17 protein-coding genes are annotated in these 16,726 nt (G+C 31.8%); 1 reads left to right on the forward strand and 16 read right to left on the reverse strand.

Features of this window, described 5'->3' with window-relative positions; genetic code table 11:
• Window position 1 precedes the first annotated feature (1 nt).
• The 11 genes from OLM57_RS00910 to OLM57_RS00960 all read right to left on the reverse strand — a co-directional run bounded on the left by OLM57_RS00910 (window position 2) and on the right by OLM57_RS00960 (window position 10,492).
• On the reverse strand, window positions 2-1,114 hold the full coding sequence (locus OLM57_RS00910; protein ID WP_264565362.1) for a hypothetical protein: 1,113 nt from the start codon (window positions 1,112-1,114) through the stop codon (window positions 2-4).
• 18 nt (window positions 1,115-1,132) lie between these two features.
• On the reverse strand, window positions 1,133-2,251 hold the full coding sequence (gene glf / locus OLM57_RS00915; protein WP_264565363.1) for a UDP-galactopyranose mutase: 1,119 nt from the start codon (window positions 2,249-2,251) through the stop codon (window positions 1,133-1,135).
• An 11-nt stretch (window positions 2,252-2,262) separates the two neighbouring features.
• A complete protein-coding gene (locus tag OLM57_RS00920; RefSeq protein WP_264565364.1) occupies window positions 2,263-3,177 on the reverse strand; it encodes a glycosyltransferase family 2 protein in 915 nt (304 codons plus the stop codon).
• A gap of 12 nt (window positions 3,178-3,189) precedes the next feature.
• On the reverse strand, window positions 3,190-3,663 hold the full coding sequence (locus tag OLM57_RS00925) for an acyltransferase (protein ID WP_264565365.1): 474 nt from the start codon (window positions 3,661-3,663) through the stop codon (window positions 3,190-3,192).
• A gap of 114 nt (window positions 3,664-3,777) precedes the next feature.
• Window positions 3,778-4,311 carry an acyltransferase gene (locus tag OLM57_RS18680; RefSeq protein WP_319800264.1) on the reverse strand — a complete coding sequence of 178 codons (534 nt, stop codon included), beginning with the start codon at window positions 4,309-4,311 and terminating at the stop codon, window positions 3,778-3,780.
• Between the two features lie 2 nt (window positions 4,312-4,313).
• Window positions 4,314-5,267 carry a hypothetical protein gene (locus tag OLM57_RS00935; RefSeq protein WP_264565366.1) on the reverse strand — a complete coding sequence of 318 codons (954 nt, stop codon included), beginning with the start codon at window positions 5,265-5,267 and terminating at the stop codon, window positions 4,314-4,316.
• A complete protein-coding gene (locus OLM57_RS00940; RefSeq protein WP_264565367.1) occupies window positions 5,264-6,553 on the reverse strand; it encodes a polysaccharide biosynthesis protein in 1,290 nt (429 codons plus the stop codon). The genes OLM57_RS00935 and OLM57_RS00940 overlap by 4 nt, the downstream gene beginning before the upstream one ends.
• Window positions 6,554-6,662: 109 nt before the next feature.
• The gene (gene gmd, locus OLM57_RS00945; protein ID WP_264565368.1) at window positions 6,663-7,778 is read right to left on the reverse strand and encodes a GDP-mannose 4,6-dehydratase; all 1,116 of its coding nucleotides are present in this window, start codon (window positions 7,776-7,778) and stop codon (window positions 6,663-6,665) included.
• A 205-nt stretch (window positions 7,779-7,983) separates the two neighbouring features.
• The gene (locus tag OLM57_RS00950) at window positions 7,984-8,943 is read right to left on the reverse strand and encodes a GDP-L-fucose synthase family protein (protein WP_264565369.1); all 960 of its coding nucleotides are present in this window, start codon (window positions 8,941-8,943) and stop codon (window positions 7,984-7,986) included.
• A 119-nt stretch (window positions 8,944-9,062) separates the two neighbouring features.
• The gene (locus OLM57_RS00955) at window positions 9,063-10,067 is read right to left on the reverse strand and encodes a mannose-1-phosphate guanylyltransferase (protein WP_264565370.1); all 1,005 of its coding nucleotides are present in this window, start codon (window positions 10,065-10,067) and stop codon (window positions 9,063-9,065) included.
• Complete coding sequence (locus OLM57_RS00960) at window positions 10,067-10,492, reverse strand: adenylyltransferase/cytidyltransferase family protein (RefSeq protein ID WP_264565371.1); 426 nt, start codon at window positions 10,490-10,492, stop codon at window positions 10,067-10,069. The genes OLM57_RS00955 and OLM57_RS00960 overlap by 1 nt, the downstream gene beginning before the upstream one ends.
• Before the next feature lie 527 nt (window positions 10,493-11,019).
• On the opposite strand from OLM57_RS00960, the gene OLM57_RS00965 reads away from it, so the two are divergent.
• The gene (locus tag OLM57_RS00965; RefSeq protein WP_264565372.1) at window positions 11,020-11,487 is read left to right on the forward strand and encodes a UpxY family transcription antiterminator; all 468 of its coding nucleotides are present in this window, start codon (window positions 11,020-11,022) and stop codon (window positions 11,485-11,487) included.
• Window positions 11,488-11,576: 89 nt separating this feature from the next.
• On the opposite strand, the gene OLM57_RS00970 is transcribed toward OLM57_RS00965, so the two are convergent.
• The 5 genes from OLM57_RS00970 to OLM57_RS00990 all read right to left on the reverse strand — a co-directional run bounded on the left by OLM57_RS00970 (window position 11,577) and on the right by OLM57_RS00990 (window position 16,664).
• Complete coding sequence (locus tag OLM57_RS00970) at window positions 11,577-11,780, reverse strand: helix-turn-helix domain-containing protein (protein WP_264565373.1); 204 nt, start codon at window positions 11,778-11,780, stop codon at window positions 11,577-11,579.
• A gap of 78 nt (window positions 11,781-11,858) precedes the next feature.
• The gene (locus tag OLM57_RS00975; protein ID WP_264565374.1) at window positions 11,859-12,089 is read right to left on the reverse strand and encodes a helix-turn-helix domain-containing protein; all 231 of its coding nucleotides are present in this window, start codon (window positions 12,087-12,089) and stop codon (window positions 11,859-11,861) included.
• An 856-nt stretch (window positions 12,090-12,945) separates the two neighbouring features.
• Window positions 12,946-15,387, reverse strand: coding sequence for a fibronectin type III domain-containing protein (locus OLM57_RS00980; RefSeq protein ID WP_264565375.1), 2,442 nt, complete (start codon window positions 15,385-15,387; stop codon window positions 12,946-12,948).
• Window positions 15,384-16,124 carry a hypothetical protein gene (locus OLM57_RS00985; protein WP_264565376.1) on the reverse strand — a complete coding sequence of 247 codons (741 nt, stop codon included), beginning with the start codon at window positions 16,122-16,124 and terminating at the stop codon, window positions 15,384-15,386. The genes OLM57_RS00980 and OLM57_RS00985 overlap by 4 nt, the downstream gene beginning before the upstream one ends.
• Before the next feature lie 12 nt (window positions 16,125-16,136).
• Window positions 16,137-16,664: a T9SS type A sorting domain-containing protein gene (locus tag OLM57_RS00990; protein WP_264565377.1), complete on the reverse strand. Its 528-nt coding sequence runs from the start codon at window positions 16,662-16,664 to the stop codon at window positions 16,137-16,139.
• Between the last annotated feature and the right edge of the window lie 62 nt (window positions 16,665-16,726).

A 16,726-nucleotide genomic window follows, 5' to 3' on the forward strand; every position in this document is an offset into this window, starting at 1 on the left:
ATTATTTGCTACCTAAAAAACCTAAAAAACTATTTGCAATATTTTTGAGATCTGATTTTGAATTATTTAAATGGGGTGAATCAAACAGATTTTTTAATGTATTTTCCTTATATTCTACAATACCATTTAATACACCTGAAGGTATATCTGTATCTGGTGTCCATGATCTAGCCACACAAATTACATTCAGTCCATGTTCCAGCATCGCTGCCACAGTGCCACTTTTTTCAATTTGTCTCCACGGTGTGCTACTGACACCCCAATCAGCATTGCTCAAGGCCTTAGAAATTGTATCAGAATTTTGTTCTCCAAATACTTTAAATTCAATATTTTGTTCTTGACAAAGAAAAACCCATCTATTCAATTCCGCACCACAACGTCCTATGAAATTTAATTTAATTTTAAGCTTATTTATTTGACCATATTGTGCCAATTCTGAAATAAATTCTTTAACAGGAGCATTTGGATGGATAGTTCCGAAAACAATAAAGTTCAAATAATCTTTATTTACAGAAATATCTGAAACATTATTTTCAATTACTGCAATATTCCCAAATAAAGGAAGATATGATGGTATACAATCTATTTTTTCCAACTGCGATTGATAAAGTACCGATTGTGTATGAACTGCATTGGGAGCTAATTTTTTTATTATTTTTCTAGCAATATACTTTTGTAAATTTCCCCATAATTTATGCTTTAATGGCGATTCCTGATCCATTCCTACCCATAATTCATGAAACATAATATGCCATTTTTTCCCTCTACCGATTTTATACAATTGACTCGCTAGCCCAAACGGCAGCCCTTTTTTTTGAAAAGAAAAAGGAACATATTGTAAGCTCAACCATTCAGGATTAAAATCAGAAATGTATTGTTTTGACTTTGCAAAACGTACGTTTGGTTTTGTACTATTTGGGATGCGTAATACTTGAATTATACTTCCTTCCGACTCCTGAAATTCTTCACTAATTGTATCAATACTTTGATCATAAATTGCTATTAATAAAATTTCGTGGCCTTGTCGAATTAATTCTCCAGCGAGGCGACGGGTATAATCTCCGACTCCATCATGTCCTTGCTCTAGAGAACCACAGATAAAAATTATTTTCATAGTATACTGTTACACCTGCTATATAAAATCTGCTGCTTTTTTTAATGCTGAGGCAATTATTTGATGCATATCGTAATACTTATATTCTGCCAAACGCCCTCCAAAAATCACATTAGTTTCTTTATCTGCTAAATCCCTATATTTTATAAATAAATCATTATTTATTGTATCATTAACAGGATAATAAGGTTCTTTCCCTTCTTCCCATTCTTGAGGATATTCTTTGGTTATAACTGTCTTTTTTTGTTTTCCGAATTCAAAATGTTTATGTTCGATTATTCTGGTAAATGGTGTTGTAGAATCAGTGTAATTTATAACTGCATTCCCTTGAAAATTATCTGTATCAAGTGTTTTACTTTCAAATTTTAAACTTCGGTAATTTAATTTTCCATATTTAAATCCGAAAAATTCATCAATTCTACCCGTAAATACAATTGTTTTAGCTTTAGCATTCCATTCAGCATTGTTTTCAAAATAATCTTGATCAGTCATTGTTTCTATTCCATCCAATAAAGCATCGATTAATTTATTATAGCCCCCAACAGGAATTCCTTGATACTTATCATTAAAATAATTGTTGTCGTATGTAAAACGAACAGGGAGTCTTTTAATTATAAATGCTGGTAAATCTGTTGCTTTACGACCCCATTGTTTTTCAGTGTATCCCTTAATCAGCTTAAAATAAATATCCTTACCGACTAAAGAAATTGCTTGTTCTTCTAAATTCTTAGGGTTCGATATATTTAATTCTTTTATCTCTTCCTGAATTTTATTTTTTGCTTCCTCTGGCGTTTTTACGCCCCATAGTTGGTAAAACGTATTCATATTAAAAGGTAAATTGTAAAGTTCCCCATTATAATTTGCAATTGGGCTGTTTATGTAGTGATTAAATTCGACTAAATTATTGACATAATCCCATATTTTTTTGTCGTTAGTATGAAATATATGGGCTCCATATTTATGAACATTTATGTCCTCAATGCTCTCACAATAAACATTTCCACCTAAATGATTGCGTTTGTCTATTACCAAGCATGTCTTACCTTTTTTTTTTGCCTCGTGAGCAAAAACGGAACCAAACAGGCCAGCACCTACTATCAAATAATCAAATTGTTTTTTATTTGTTTGAGATTTCATAAACTCTGTTTTTAAAATGGGTTGGCTGCTAAAATAATTCTTTTGATACCTCTTGGTCCAAATAATTTATGTCTATAGTATTTGGAAAACAACCATTTAAAAGCATTTTTTTTATCCTTTACCCTTGCTGCAACAGTAATTGCCATTGGGATATTGTTTCTTATAGATATCTCAATCTCAGGAATATTTAATTGCGCTTTACTACAATCTTCAAATAGTATCTTAACCATTCTATAGTTATTGTCGGAAGTTGACGTTCTTGATTGTGATTCTTTAACAATTCGACACTTTGCAGTAAATTTATTAACAAAATAAAAAGGTTTACCTAATTTACCTAATTGCAAACCAAAGAAAAAATCAGTTGCCTTACCTGCTCTTCCTTGATCTGAATACCCAATAGAAATCACGGCATCTCTGCGGACAAGAAAGGAATTGTTTGGAAACATCGACACGGCCCCAGCAATAAATCCATCTACTAAACCTTCTCTGTCTGGAGTTCTGAAATAAACATCATTTACAATTTCAGAATTTTCTATATATGTTCCATCTTCATTAATTACTCTTTGTTTTCCAAAACTTGCTATTATTTCGGGATGATCCAAAAAAGGCTTTTTTAAATCCTCAATACAGTTTGGATATATAGGATCGTCATCATGTAAATGCAAAACCAAATCGCCAGTTGCATGTTTATATTGAAAATCAACATTTTTTACTTCCAGCAATGATGGTTTATGATGAAAATATTTTATGGGAACAGGGCTAATATGGCTAAGTACATTAGTGACGAGATCTTCAGTAGCATCGCTCTTAGAATCATCTCCAATAACAATTTCATCAGGTAGAACTGTTTGTGCCCAAACAGATTCTAATGTTTCTTTTAAAAAATCAGGCCGCTCATAGGTTGGTATAATTACTGTTATTTTCATGATGATTATTTTTTAAATTCTGTTTTTTAAAAATTTTGCTGGTACACCACCCCATATTTGGTTGGCCGGTATTGACTTCGTCACGACAGCCCCAGCTGCAACGATTGAACCTGCACCTATAGAAACACCTTTTAACACCACGACATTACAACCTAACCAAACATCCTTCTCTAAAAGTATCGCACCTTTTATAGAGGCTTGAGGTCCAATTAGCATTCCTGATTTGGTGCCATGATCGTGATCTATAAATTTACAGCCTGAAGCAATATTTGAATATTTTGAAATTTTAATTCCACAGTTGATATTAAATTCGCAATCAGCACCTATAAAAACCTCGTCCTCTATAACAATAGATGGTCCTCTGCTCCAAATCCCTGCATATTTAAAATAAACACCATGTTCCAGAATACAATTTTTACCAATAGATACTTGATGTGGCCAAATAGTGTAAATTTTAGGAATACATACTCCACTTGCTATTTTCATTCCTTGTATTTGCAAAAATATTTTTCTAAAAAAACTTTTTGCTTTTCTAAAATAACGTATTCGCAGTACAAATAAAGATTGTTGAATAAAATAAATAAGTTGCATTTAATTAATTTATTGAAATAAGCGTTTGTAAGTTGCGTTGTATTCAAAATTTTCAATGCGATATTTTATAAATTTTGCTGGAATTCCTCCAACTACTGCAAGCGGTTCTATATCTTTCGTTACAACGGCACCAGCAGCAATAACGGCACCTTTGCCAATAGTTATTCCTGGCAGAACCATTGCTCTAGTTCCAATCCAAACAAAGTCTGCAACAGTTACTTTTTTTTCCCTGTCACAAATTCCAAGAAGTTCTGCATTATGATCTGCAGTTAAAAAAATAACATCTTCTGAAATAGACACGCTATTACCAATATCTAAAAAACCTCTTGAATCCAGACGACAATTAGCATTGATGCAAGAATTATTGCCTATCGTTAGTCCTTTGGCACAATCAAATTTACAATTCATAAAAATTGTAGTTCCTTTCCCAATACTAAAGTTCATTACTTTTCTATAAAACCACAACCTTACTGTATGGCTTGGAAAATGCGAAATGAAATTGTTACAGATATATAAACGTAATTCAGAAAAAAATCTACTCATGGCTAATATTTTCTATAAAATCGCCCAATTACTGAAGCAATTTTAATACTTAAATTTTTTATTTTAATTGTGCTTTTATTGCAGGTCGCTATAGGAAGTCCCACATTTTTCCAATAGGCTTTATCAGGAAATGAAGGAGGTATTCCTTTCAATGCAAATAAAATAAAAGATTTATTCCATGGTTTAGGACCACCAACTGCGTGTGACATAGTAAAACCTCCATGAATGAAATCCATTGCTTCTGGCCCCATCTCTGACAAAGGCGCTTTGCTGCACATTGCTGCAATATTGAAAGCGTCCTGATCACCAGCAAAAAAAATATCCCAAGGCTGAAAATTTGTAAACTCAAAATGCTTAATGCTAAACCCGAATGAATCAACAAATGAATGAATTACCTTTGACCATGTTGCTAAAAAATCAATATTACTTTTTTTAACTCCACAAAAGCCTGAATTAATATAAGAATGAACTTCTCGTTCAACTTTCATATTCATTTTATCTATAACTTCTTTCCAAATTGATCGTTTAGGGTGGTTAGGAGGACAGTCATTTGATATGATTTCATGAACCAAGGCCACCCCAAAATTTGCCCATTTTTCATAAAATAACCAACTACATTTAATTACTATATCTGGATCAAAATAAAATAGTGATTCGGCATCTTTGGCACTGGTAGCCCAAAGGTTTAACATAAAATCAGGTTTTAAATTCGCCAAATGCCAATCCGTTACTAGTGGCAGAAAATGAACTTTGAAATCTTCCTCAAGTTTCAGAGTTTTAGCATTGTCCCATTCAAGATTCGGGTTTTCATAAGCTGAATTTGCCCAAGGAGGCAGATTACCTCTATAACCCACAAATATGTCTCCTCTAAACCCATTATTATAAAGCGAATTGGATAACGCAGCCAAACCATAATGATAATTTCCTTCAAAAAGTGTACAAACAGCTGACCTCATTTAATATCTATTATTTTTATTAGACAATAGCCACCATGCAGAATGACTTGAATAATGGCTAGAAATATATTAAAGATTAATACTCCATTTAGAGTTCCTACATTAAACAAAAATGCACCAATACCTATAGACATTAAACTAATTGAAATTGAAAAGAGCGGATTAATCACCCATCCTCTACTTGTATAAAGTAAAAAAAAGACACCCCCAATAAGACCAATACAGGTACCTACAATACTTAATATTAATTCACTTTTAAGTCCATAATAATTTTTACCCAAAACCCACAATAATTGATCTGAAAACAAATAAACCAAAATCAAAATAAAGCATATTAAAATAATAAGCGAAAAAAAGATTTGAATAAATCGTTTGAATAATAGAACCTTATTTTCTAAAAGTCTGGCATATCTCGGTATTACTAATGTACTAATCAAAACGCTAAACAAAGAAAGTAAAATCGCAAATCTACCCAGAGCTCCTAATTGTGCAACAGATTCGGTTTTGCCAAAAATTGAAATAAACCAAATCGTAATTTGGCCTGAAACACAATAATAAATGGCTCCAGGCAGAATTTTTTTCACCATTTGCATAATTTCGGCTTGAATCCCCAAATCTGGTGGTTGATTTTTATCAACAAAACTGTGAGCTATTTTTCGCAATTTTATATTCCCATAAATCCGTGGTATTCCGTTGGCTAATATTGCTACAAAAGTCCATGGAAATATAAACATTGTCAATCCTGTAAGTAAGAGCCTGCCGAGTCCAACCACTACTTGATTTTTTTGCAATGGTAGGATATCTTGGTGCAGTTTTGGTACTATTTCTAATAAAGTATCAGACAAGGCTGCAAAAAAAGCTGGAATTAATGAAGCAATAATAAGTAGAGTTGTCAACCAAGAAGCGCCATTATGAAACAACAAATAAATTAAAATAGGCGTAGCAACTATTAGGCTGCCTATCGCAAATTTTCGGCGTAAATCAAGCCCTGTTGCCAAAACACTGCCTAACTTTTCTTTATCTTGCCAAACTTTCGCACCCTGTGCCATTACTCCCGAAGAAATGCCTCCATCTGCCAAAACTGTCATAGTGCCCAGCATTGTATTGGCTAATGTATACAAAGCATACTCTTGCACAGGCAATAAACGTATAATTAAAATACCACTTGCAAAACCTACAGCTTGCAAAATAATCTGAGCGCCTCCAGTAATGGAGATTAACTTACCCCAATTGAGTATGGAATCATATTTAGGGTGTTGTTTGAGCTGAGCTAATTTATCTTTCAAGAATTGGAAATAAAATGGTTAAAATATAGATTTATTTTACAAATGATTGGCCTACTTTTTTCCAAATATCTGCAGTATCAATTGAAGCATCAACATCCGTTTTTACCGGCTACTCAAAATAATTTAAAGTAGTATAGCCTCCATCTTTCAAATATTGTTCTTTTTTCATAAGGGCTAAATCTGATTGCATCATATCTTTCACCAATGCAGCTAAATCGTATCGACATTTCCAACCCAATTTTGTTTTGGCTTTTGAAGGATCTCCAATTAGTAAATCTACTTCTGTAGGTCTAAAATATTTTGGATCTACTGCCAATACTTCTTTTCCAATTTCAACTTGATAATCTGGGTCTCTACATGATTTTACATAACCTTTCTCCTCTACGCCTTCACCTTTGAATTCTAATTCTATACCCACTTCGGCAAAACTCATACGAACAAAGTCACGTACTGGAGTGGTTGTTCCCGTGGCAATTACCCAATCTTCAGGGGTATCAGCCTGCAAAATCATCCACATCATTCTTACATAATCTTTGGCATGTCCCCAATCGCGTTTTGCATCTAGATTTCCTAAATATAATTTATCTTGTAATCCCAAAGCAATCCTTGAAGTAGCTCTTGTAATTTTACGTGTTACAAAAGTTTCTCCCCGAATGGGAGATTCATGATTAAACAATATGCCATTACAAGCAAACATCCCATAAGCTTCTCTATAATTTACGGTAATCCAAAAAGCATACATCTTCGCAACTGCATATGGCGAACGCGGATAAAAAGGAGTCGTTTCTGACTGTGGTACTTCTTGCACTTTACCATACAACTCCGAAGTCGATGCCTGATAAATGCGAGTCTTTTTTTCTAGTCCCAAAAAACGAACCGCATCCAAAATACGTAGGGTTCCTAATCCATCAGCATTTCCAGTATATTCTGGAGTTTCAAATGAAACTGCAACATGACTCATGGCTGCTAAATTATAGATTTCATCGGGTTGAATTTGTTGAATCAAACGTGTCAAATTTGTACTATCAGTCATATCTCCATAATGCAAAATGAAATTCCTGTTTTCTACATGTGGGTCTTGGTACAAATGATCAATTCGCTCTGTATTAAATAAAGAAGTCCTTCTTTTTAATCCGTGTACGATATAACCTTTTTTTAATAAAAATTCACTTAAATAGGCTCCATCTTGTCCTGTTACTCCAGTAATGAGGGCAGTTTTTTTCATTTGATTAATGTTGTAATAATTAAGTACAAGGTCTTGTGGCGTAAAGGCAATAATGAGGCAGCCCTTATTGCAAAAAGAAATTGGCAAACGGCAGTGTATAAGAGTAAATTTTCGAAAATCTGAAATAAAGAGTCTTAAATTATAAATGAAAAGGAACAATTCCGATCCTATACTGTTTAGTATATATAATAGTTTATACTAAAGATTAGCCTTTTAACTGATTTGTTTTGAAATTTTCAATATTTTCTAAAAACCATTTGTAGGTTTTTTTTATTCCGTCCTCTAAATCTACCTGATGTTTCCATCCGATGTTATGCATTTTAGAAACGTCCATTAATTTTCTTGGTGTTCCGTCGGGTTTCGTGTCATCCCAGATAATTTCGCCAGTATGCCCAATAATTTTTTGGATTTTAGTTGCTAATTCCTTGATAGTTAAATCCTCTCCTGTTCCTACATTATACAAATAATCAGGAAGTTGGTTTTCTAAAGCATACACAACTGCTTTTGCCATATCATCTACAAACAAAAATTCTCGCTTAGGTGTACCAGTTCCCCAAAGGACCACTACTGCATTATTATTTTGCTTGGCTTCATAAAATTTACGTATCATAGCCGGCATAACATGTGAACTGTTCAAATCAAAATTATCATGAGTACCGTATAAATTTGTTGGCATCAAACTCACAAAATCTTTATCAAATTGCTTGCGAATGGATTCGCATGCTTTTACACCAGTAATTTTGGCCAAAGCATACCACTCATTGGTTGGTTCCAAAGGACCCGTTAGTAAATATTCTTCTTTTAATGGCTGCGGTGCCAATTTGGGATAAATACAAGAGCTGCCTAAAAAAATAAACTTATCTACACCCAAACGATGGGCTTCGTTAATAAGGTTATTTTGAATTTGCATGTTTTCCATTAAAAATTGATATGGAAAATCATTGTTTGCAAGAATACCACCCACTTTTGCAGCTGCATCTATAATAACATCCGGTTTTGTTTTTCGGATATAGTCGCGAACATCTTTTTGTTTTCTTAAATCCAATTCTTTGCTTGAAGCACCTATAATGTTTAGATATCCTTGGGCAGCCAAGGTTCTCCATATAGCACTTCCAACCATTCCATTGTGCCCAGCAATATAAATTATGGAATCTTTGTCAATCATTTTTTCGCGTTATTTATTAAACGATAATCAAAATCTTATGTTGAGACACTTTTTATAATTTAGATTATTTATTATATTTTTCAAAACTAATAATCATTTTTCCAATTGAAATTCTGTTTTTATAGTAATGGAGAAGCAATGGATTCTAATTGTTGGTAAACTTGTTTTACATCTTGAGAATTTTCTTTCTGCAAGACCATTAAGGCATCGTCAGTATATATTAAAATACAATTTCTAACACCAATGAAGGTGGTGTGCTTGGAAGTTCCAATGACAATATTTCTATTTGAATCTATTGGATAATCTTTTTGAACTAAGTAATCATAAACTGATTCGAAACAACCCAAATCAGACCAATCAAAATGTGCTGCTACCACTTTAATATCTTTACTTCGCTCCATTACTGCATAGTCAACGCTTATAGAAGGAATATTTAGAGATAAATCATAATCTAAAAATCCGTTTTTATTTGCTTCCCATGCTAATTTTGAAGCTAAATATACTTCCGGTTCTTGTTTTTCAAGTTCTTTTAAAAACTTTTCTGATTTGAAACAAAACAATCCGCTGTTCCAAAAATAGTTACTCTTTTCGAGATAAGTGATTGCCTTTTCCAAATTTGGTTTTTCATGAAATGCTATTACATCATCATTCTCAAATTCTATATAGCCATAACCGGTTTCTGGTTTAATGGGTTTTATACCAAAAGTTACCAAATAATCTTGATTGGCCAATTCAATTGCTTGTTTTAAAGCAACATCATATAAATCACTGCCCTCTATAACATGATCTGAAGGAGTAACCAATAATATCTCTTGTGATTTTGATGCAAATGCTGCAAAAGCAATTGCAGCTGCAGTATTTCTTGGCACTGCTTCAACAATATGAGTATATGCCTTATTGAATCTAGACATAATATCGTTACTCATTTTATAATTTTCAATATTTCCAACCACTATCATTTTATCGGATACTTTTTCATTACGAACCACTGTTTTTTCAAAAAGAGATTGCCCATCAAAAAGCTCAAGATATTGTTTAGGATGGTTTTTTCTGGAAAGTGGCCATAGTCTACTACCAATTCCGCCCGTTAAAACTACATGAGTTATATTATTACTAATTAACATTAGTGTGGATTTAAAAGTTCTTTTTGATACACCTCGTGACGCAGATTAGTACTCGAAAAACGATGGTCTCTGGTATTAAAATATAGCTGTATTCCTTTTTCTTCACAATAAGATCTTCCTGTAAAATCCCTGTCTTTATATTCATCACCTACTATTCGCATATCAATAGTAAAAGACTTTAAAATATCTTCTAAATCTTGTTCAGTAGCGTATGGAACTATTTCATCAACAAACTTGCACGCCTTGAGTTGAATATAACGTTCGACTACAGTTTGAGTTGGTTTATTTTTTGTTGGGCGGTCCAAAGTCGGATCTGTCTGTAAACCAACAATTAAATAATCACAGTTTTGTTTCGCTTCTTCAAGCATTTTAACGTGCCCTGCATGTAATAAATCAAAAGCACTAAAGGTTATTCCTATTTTCATCTGATTGTATTTAGAATTAATAAAAAGTTTTTTGTCATACACATTAAATTGTAAAAATATCACAACCGTATTTCCTAGGTTTCAAAATGATTTTTTAAAAAATTGAATAAGGGTTCCCCGTGAATAGTTACATTTGAACTATCCAAAAAGAAAAATTTATGGGGTATAAAAACTAAAAATTATAGCTAATTAATTATAGCTAATTAATTATTCCAAAAATTATTTAAATCTCAAGAATAAAAAAATTGAAAATCAAATCATTAATATGATTTCCTAATTCAGACCAAAATTAAGATAGTCTTAAAGATATAAAACAATATTTTAGTTGCTAAAAAGTCTTAATCAGGAAAAAACAACATAAAAATAGTATGTAAATAGGGTTGTCTGAAATTAATTTTACAAAAATAAATTGTAGTGATACTTATAATTCGACCTTTTAGATAAAAACACAAAAATTTAATATTCAAGACGTTATAATATTTTCTGCTACACGGAACGTTAATAATTATGAACTAAAACCTAGAATCATGAAATGGTATGTAGTATACACGAAACCAAAATGGGAAAAAAGAGCCACTGAACAATTAACACAGCTTGGGGTAAACTGCTATTGTCCCATGATAAAAAAAGTCGTGCAAAGATCAGACAGAAAAGTTAAGGTAGAAGTGCCATTATTCAATCATTATATGTTTGTGCAAATTGCAGAAAAAGATAGAAATATGGTATTTCTTTCACCTGGAGTTGTTAGGTATTTATTTTGGTTAGGGAGACACGCCGTTGTAAAAGACAAAGAAATTGAAACTATAAAAGAGTGGCTTACTTCCGGAGATACTGCAACAGAGATTTCAGTTATGCAATATCAAATTGGAGATAAAATCAAATTAAATTCAGGCCCGTTTTGTGAGCAAAATGCAGTTGTAAAAGATATTACTAAAACACACTATGTTTTAATTTTAGAATCTATAGGATATGTTTTAAAAGTAAAACACAAATAAACAAAACAAAATATAGAGGGAAGAAATCTCATTCTTAACTTTAATCTCTTCCTTCAAAAAATAAATTAAATAATTGTTGTTTAAAACTATTAATTGTCCATTTTGAAAATTTCACTTTTTTTGATTCCTAAAATCTTAACTAATTTATCCAGTTTTGACAATTTGAGATCAACAATTCCGTTCTCAATCTTTTCGTAATTTTTTACACTGATTTCCATTTGAATAGCTATGTATTCAGGAGTATGATTGTTTTCTAACCGATACTCTTTAATTTTTGAATAGTAATTTTCCATATCCTTATTTTTTATTACTAAATTATAATCGATTAAACCTCATTAATAAAACATTACAAATAGCATAAATTATATATTCTATTTGACCTCGTTAAAAAAAATTGAAACATCGAATTTAAATATAAACTCTGTTGAAACCTCTAACACTTTTGAAATTTCAATTAATTTAGAAATAGTTAAATCAACATCTCCTCTTTCAATTTTACCATACCCACTGGTACTCATTTTTAATTCAGCGGCAACAAATTCTCTAGTTAAATTTTTTAATTCTCTTATCTTTCTAATATTTTCGTATACAGTATATTTCATAAAAACAAACATTATAAATAATTGATATTTGAAATTATCATCCTAATATTCAAACAATTAACAAAGTCTAATAGATAAAGCATTAATTTGTTTTTGTTTACTCTTTCAAAAAAATTTAGACCTTTTATTTATAGTAATTATTTAATTATTATTAAGGTCAATTAAAAACTAAATAACCTTTTATTTTATCATTCATTTTTTATTTTGATCAAAAATATACATAGTTTTCAGTTTTTAATAATAAATCAGTTCAAAGGATTTTAAAATCCGATTAAATACAAATATGTATAATTTTATAGCACTTCGACACTTATACTTAAAGTACAAATGACATAAAATGTAAGATAATAATTTACAACATATTTATTATGAGTATAAGAGAATTTGCTCTTTGTAAGAAAAAATAATTTAAATGCAAAAATACGTCTTTAAATTAATCGTGATCAGATCATATTCATTAATGGCTAATCCGCATTAACAAAGATTTTTTTAAAAGCGTTGGGAATGAAAAGCTGTCAATAAATAATAAGATGCGAAGCATTACAGCGTCTATTTGAGAATAAGGGGGGAATGGTAACAAAAGGCCAATAAATTTAGTTTTGGTGAAATCGAAAATTTTAAACAGTTAATTGGTGAAATTTGTAAAGAAATAATCCAGCAACTTGACCTATCGTTACAGAGGTTATATCATAAAAAAGGAAATAATCAATAAGTAGTGAATTCTGACATAAAACAAAAAGTAATCCTAAAAGCACTGACATTAATAAAGATAATTATAGCTAAAAAAATTAGAGGTTCAGATTAACCAAGCATTAATCTGAACCTCTAAAATCTTATAACTTTTGAAATTTGTTTTTTATTGTGTCACTAAAAGTTGCGGGTAAGGGTCTGGTGTTGCATTTATTACTATTGTTGGAACACCTTCTTTTACATTCACTAATAATTTACTTAATGTTGGATTTGACAATAATGTACTATTTGCATAAACAGCTGACTCTTTTCCATATCCCTGATTTGCAGGAACATTTGCTAAAACATTCCCTGTGATAACTGAATTGATAATATGGTTATTTAGCGAAGTATATAGCATTGGAGAAAACATTTTAGAGCTGTCTAAGAATTTACATCCTTCAATATTAGTATAAGAAGAAATTATTGTTGAACCAGTTATCTTATTGTTATATACATTTGAATTGTACATGGAGATCGAATTAGAATTTATAACATTCACTCCACTATAGTTAGTAAAGTCACAATTTGCAACTATTGGATAATTCTGTCCGGCTAAAGCAAGAGCTGTTTTGCCTCCATCAAATTTACAATCTACCCAGGCATCTAAATTATCTGCTCTTGTGGCTAACATAGAAATCGCAATACCACAATTTATATATTGATTTTTATAAAACATAGTTTTGTCTACATAAGCAGAATTATCCTCTCCACTATTTCCAGCAGTAGGTTCTTGAAAAAATCCAATATTACAATTAACAAAACCTAAGTTTTCAAGAAAGTTATTATCAAAACCACCAGTTTTTTTTAAGTGTATACCATAATTTTGATTTCTAAATACAACAAACTTCATGTTTTGATATGCTATATTTTGTGAACCATAATCTGTGGAAGCATACACACCAATACTCCCTCCTTGAAGTGTCAGGTTCGCCAATGTAAAATTACCATCTTTACCTCCAACAAGAGATATTAGAGGAAAATCATCAGTTAAACCAACGATAACAGTTTTTCCAGTTCCTTTTCCAAAAATACCATGCTTATTATCCAGTGGCATCTTCAAAGTTGACTTTATATAAAAAACTCCTTCGGGTAATTCAGCAATGCCCTTAGTATCAATTAAGCCTTGTATATAGCTTGTTTGATCAGGTTTCCCTACTCTATCTGTTTTCCAGTTTGCCCCTAAAGGGTCTGGCAATATTTCCCAATTGGGCCTAGTCCAAGGCGTGTATTGAGTTCCCTTAATAGTATTTGTAAGAGTTGTAATTACCGAACTATTTGTCATAGCTGCAATTTGTTCAACACCATTATACTTGATGGCATTACTAAACTCTAGATTTCCTAAAAGATCAAAACCAGTAACTGTTCCTGCCTTCCGTATATATGGCCCTATACCATTTACCAAAAACATATTCGTTTTTAAAGATAAAACATCAGTCGGATAGTTATTATATTTATTTAGAAAGAAAAGATTATTAGCATCAACATCATAAGAAGGAGTTTTAAAAGGAGAACCACCATTTCCTCCACCAAAATCAGTTATTTTAACATTACCCATGTTTTTGGCAGAGAACATTGCTTTTGTTCCTTCTCCAGTAAAATTCCAACTCTCAGCGTCTATACCTACAAAAGTAGCAGATTGTAAGCCGTCAAGATCGGTAGCATCTCCGTGGGGTGTCAAAAAATTAGAGTGCAAATGTACATTACCATAACTTGGAGTGGTGCTATTACCTTTCAACACAAGAATGTTAGAAACTGTACCCGACTGGTGTTTAATTATCTTATTATTTCTAAAATAGCCTGACTGACTACAATCTAATTGTATATGTCCGCCATAGTTTATAAACGAACTATTCTCAAGCATTATATTTGTACCTCTTAAAATTGCCCATTTAATTGATTTAAAAGTACAGCCTGAAATAACACCGCCCGCTTGAAGCGTTATGAAGCTATCGGCAGGTAATAAATCTTCTAAATGAACATTAGAACTCCCTGCTGCTATTGTTATATTTGATACTTTAGATAATGATGGGTATCCATATAGCCTTTGATTACTATGCATTACTATATTTACACCGGAGTAATCCCCTTTTTCCAATCGTACAGAGCCATACTTATCTAAGGCAGCTTGGAGAGTCGCTTTTTGCGCAAGCGGTAATAAATAGGCCTTAAAATATTCAATTTCTTCCAATTGATTATTTATTCCAGCCACTTTAGCTGTCGTAAAAGTCACTGGATTACTATCAACAGAAGTGATACCTGCAGTATCAGTGGCTCTAACGGTGAAAGTATATGTTGTTTCAGGAGTTAATCCAGTTACTTTATAAGTCGTCCCTGCTCCTACAGATTTAGCCAACAAATTATTATTACTATATATCCCGTAACTTGAAACAGAAGTATTAGTAGCTGAAGCAGTCCAAGTTAAATCTGCACTAATTTGTGTAATTTGACTTGCTACTAATCCAGTTGGTGGAACTGGAAGTGTTTTTTGAGCCTCTTCAATTGCGTATTGGTAATTCTGTGAAAAACCAATTACTGAAAAGAATAAAAAGTAAACTAGATATTTCATTGTCCTGATATTATATAGGCATTTACACCTGATTTTCTAAGAAATCCAAATCTTACATTTCCAGCAGAACTGCTAAACTTTGCGTTGCCACTTGTAGTATAGTTAATTGTTACACCTGCAGATGCCTGTATTGTTAAAACAGCACCATTATGAGCTTCTAAGTTAATAGAATCACCTATTGCCATGCTACCAAATCCGGAAGTCAATGTCAATGTTGCTGATGTTGTACATTCTATTGTATTATTTATATCTGATACAGCAATGCTTCTAGAAGAAGTAAATGGAACAATTACGGCTCTAGCAGGAGTTGTAGTGTTGCTATTCCCTACTAGTCTTTCAGCAGTTATTGAATGTAATGCGTAAGGCACACTCAAAAGTTGTGTAACACCAATAATATTATAATTTGTTCCTCCAGATACATCTACTTTTGTTTCAATAAAATACGGCCCTTTTTCCCAGGCTATACTACCAAAAGTGCCATTAACAATATTCCCTGTTCCAATTTCAAGAGAAACAAGCCCATTGTTATTGGTCTTAACGGAATGATTTTCTTCATAAACATTAGTTCCTGATACTGTACCTTGATGTACAATAATTTTAAGACTTATATTCGAATTTGTAACCAGGGTATTATCTTGTGCTCTAATAATTGCTTGATAACTCATTTTTTCTGGTGACTGTGCAAAAACATTTAGTGTAACAGTCACAAATAATAGTATGGTAAGTGTAAGTTTCATTATTTTATTTTTTTATTTTTTTAATATTTTAATTGTTTTCAAAACTGCATTGTTGACATATACTCGAAGTATATAAATAGAAGAACTTAGATTACTTAAATTAACCTGAGTTTCAGTTTCATTAATTGTGTTTTGTTTTAAAAGCCTTCCTAGATAGTCATAAAGCTGATAGGATCGAGGACCTTTTTCCGACTCAAATCCTTCCATAACTATGTTAATATAATCTGTTGTTGGATTTGGGAAAACAGCTATTTCTATTTTGGGTTTGACATTTTCTGGCGTCTCTAAAGTTTCACTATTTTCTTCCTGTTGTACGCCTTGAGCTACACTATAAACCGATTCTCCTATATAGGTATAAAATACTTGTCCTATTGAATAGGCAACTGTACCAGAACTACCAGATGCATTGCTGCCAGATGCATTTATGTTCCCCATAATATTGTTCGAATTCCCTTGGGTAATTTGGCTAATACCTTTAAAAGAAAAAAACAACATCATGATAATGAGTAGGTTTATAAATTTTAAGTTTGGATGCTTCACTGTTTATAAGGCTTTTTAATAATTTAAAATAATTTCATTGCAAAACTATTTAAAAAAAAAAA

It is taken from the genome of Flavobacterium sp. N3904 (assembly GCF_025947305.1).
Classification (GTDB): Bacteria; Bacteroidota; Bacteroidia; order Flavobacteriales; family Flavobacteriaceae; genus Flavobacterium.

Excerpts from the sequence above, each read along its gene's own strand:
- OLM57_RS00950 (WP_264565369.1), bottom strand. The coding sequence starts at position 8,943 with ATGATTGACAAAGATTCCATAATTTATATTGCTGGGCACAATGGAATG.
- OLM57_RS00925 (WP_264565365.1), bottom strand. The coding sequence starts at position 3,663 with ATGAAAATAGCAAGTGGAGTATGTATTCCTAAAATTTACACTATTTGG.
- OLM57_RS00965 (WP_264565372.1), top strand. The coding sequence starts at position 11,020 with ATGAAATGGTATGTAGTATACACGAAACCAAAATGGGAAAAAAGAGCC.
- OLM57_RS00935 (WP_264565366.1), bottom strand. The coding sequence starts at position 5,267 with ATGAGGTCAGCTGTTTGTACACTTTTTGAAGGAAATTATCATTATGGT.
- OLM57_RS00910 (WP_264565362.1), bottom strand. The coding sequence starts at position 1,114 with ATGAAAATAATTTTTATCTGTGGTTCTCTAGAGCAAGGACATGATGGA.
- glf (WP_264565363.1), bottom strand. The coding sequence starts at position 2,251 with ATGAAATCTCAAACAAATAAAAAACAATTTGATTATTTGATAGTAGGT.
- OLM57_RS00970 (WP_264565373.1), bottom strand. The coding sequence starts at position 11,780 with ATGGAAAATTACTATTCAAAAATTAAAGAGTATCGGTTAGAAAACAAT.
- OLM57_RS00985 (WP_264565376.1), bottom strand. The coding sequence starts at position 16,124 with ATGAAACTTACACTTACCATACTATTATTTGTGACTGTTACACTAAAT.
- OLM57_RS00960 (WP_264565371.1), bottom strand. The coding sequence starts at position 10,492 with ATGAAAATAGGAATAACCTTTAGTGCTTTTGATTTATTACATGCAGGG.
- OLM57_RS18680 (WP_319800264.1), bottom strand. The coding sequence starts at position 4,311 with ATGAGTAGATTTTTTTCTGAATTACGTTTATATATCTGTAACAATTTC.
- OLM57_RS00975 (WP_264565374.1), bottom strand. The coding sequence starts at position 12,089 with ATGAAATATACTGTATACGAAAATATTAGAAAGATAAGAGAATTAAAA.
- OLM57_RS00920 (WP_264565364.1), bottom strand. The coding sequence starts at position 3,177 with ATGAAAATAACAGTAATTATACCAACCTATGAGCGGCCTGATTTTTTA.
- gmd (WP_264565368.1), bottom strand. The coding sequence starts at position 7,778 with ATGAAAAAAACTGCCCTCATTACTGGAGTAACAGGACAAGATGGAGCC.
- OLM57_RS00955 (WP_264565370.1), bottom strand. The coding sequence starts at position 10,067 with ATGTTAATTAGTAATAATATAACTCATGTAGTTTTAACGGGCGGAATT.
- OLM57_RS00980 (WP_264565375.1), bottom strand. The coding sequence starts at position 15,387 with ATGAAATATCTAGTTTACTTTTTATTCTTTTCAGTAATTGGTTTTTCA.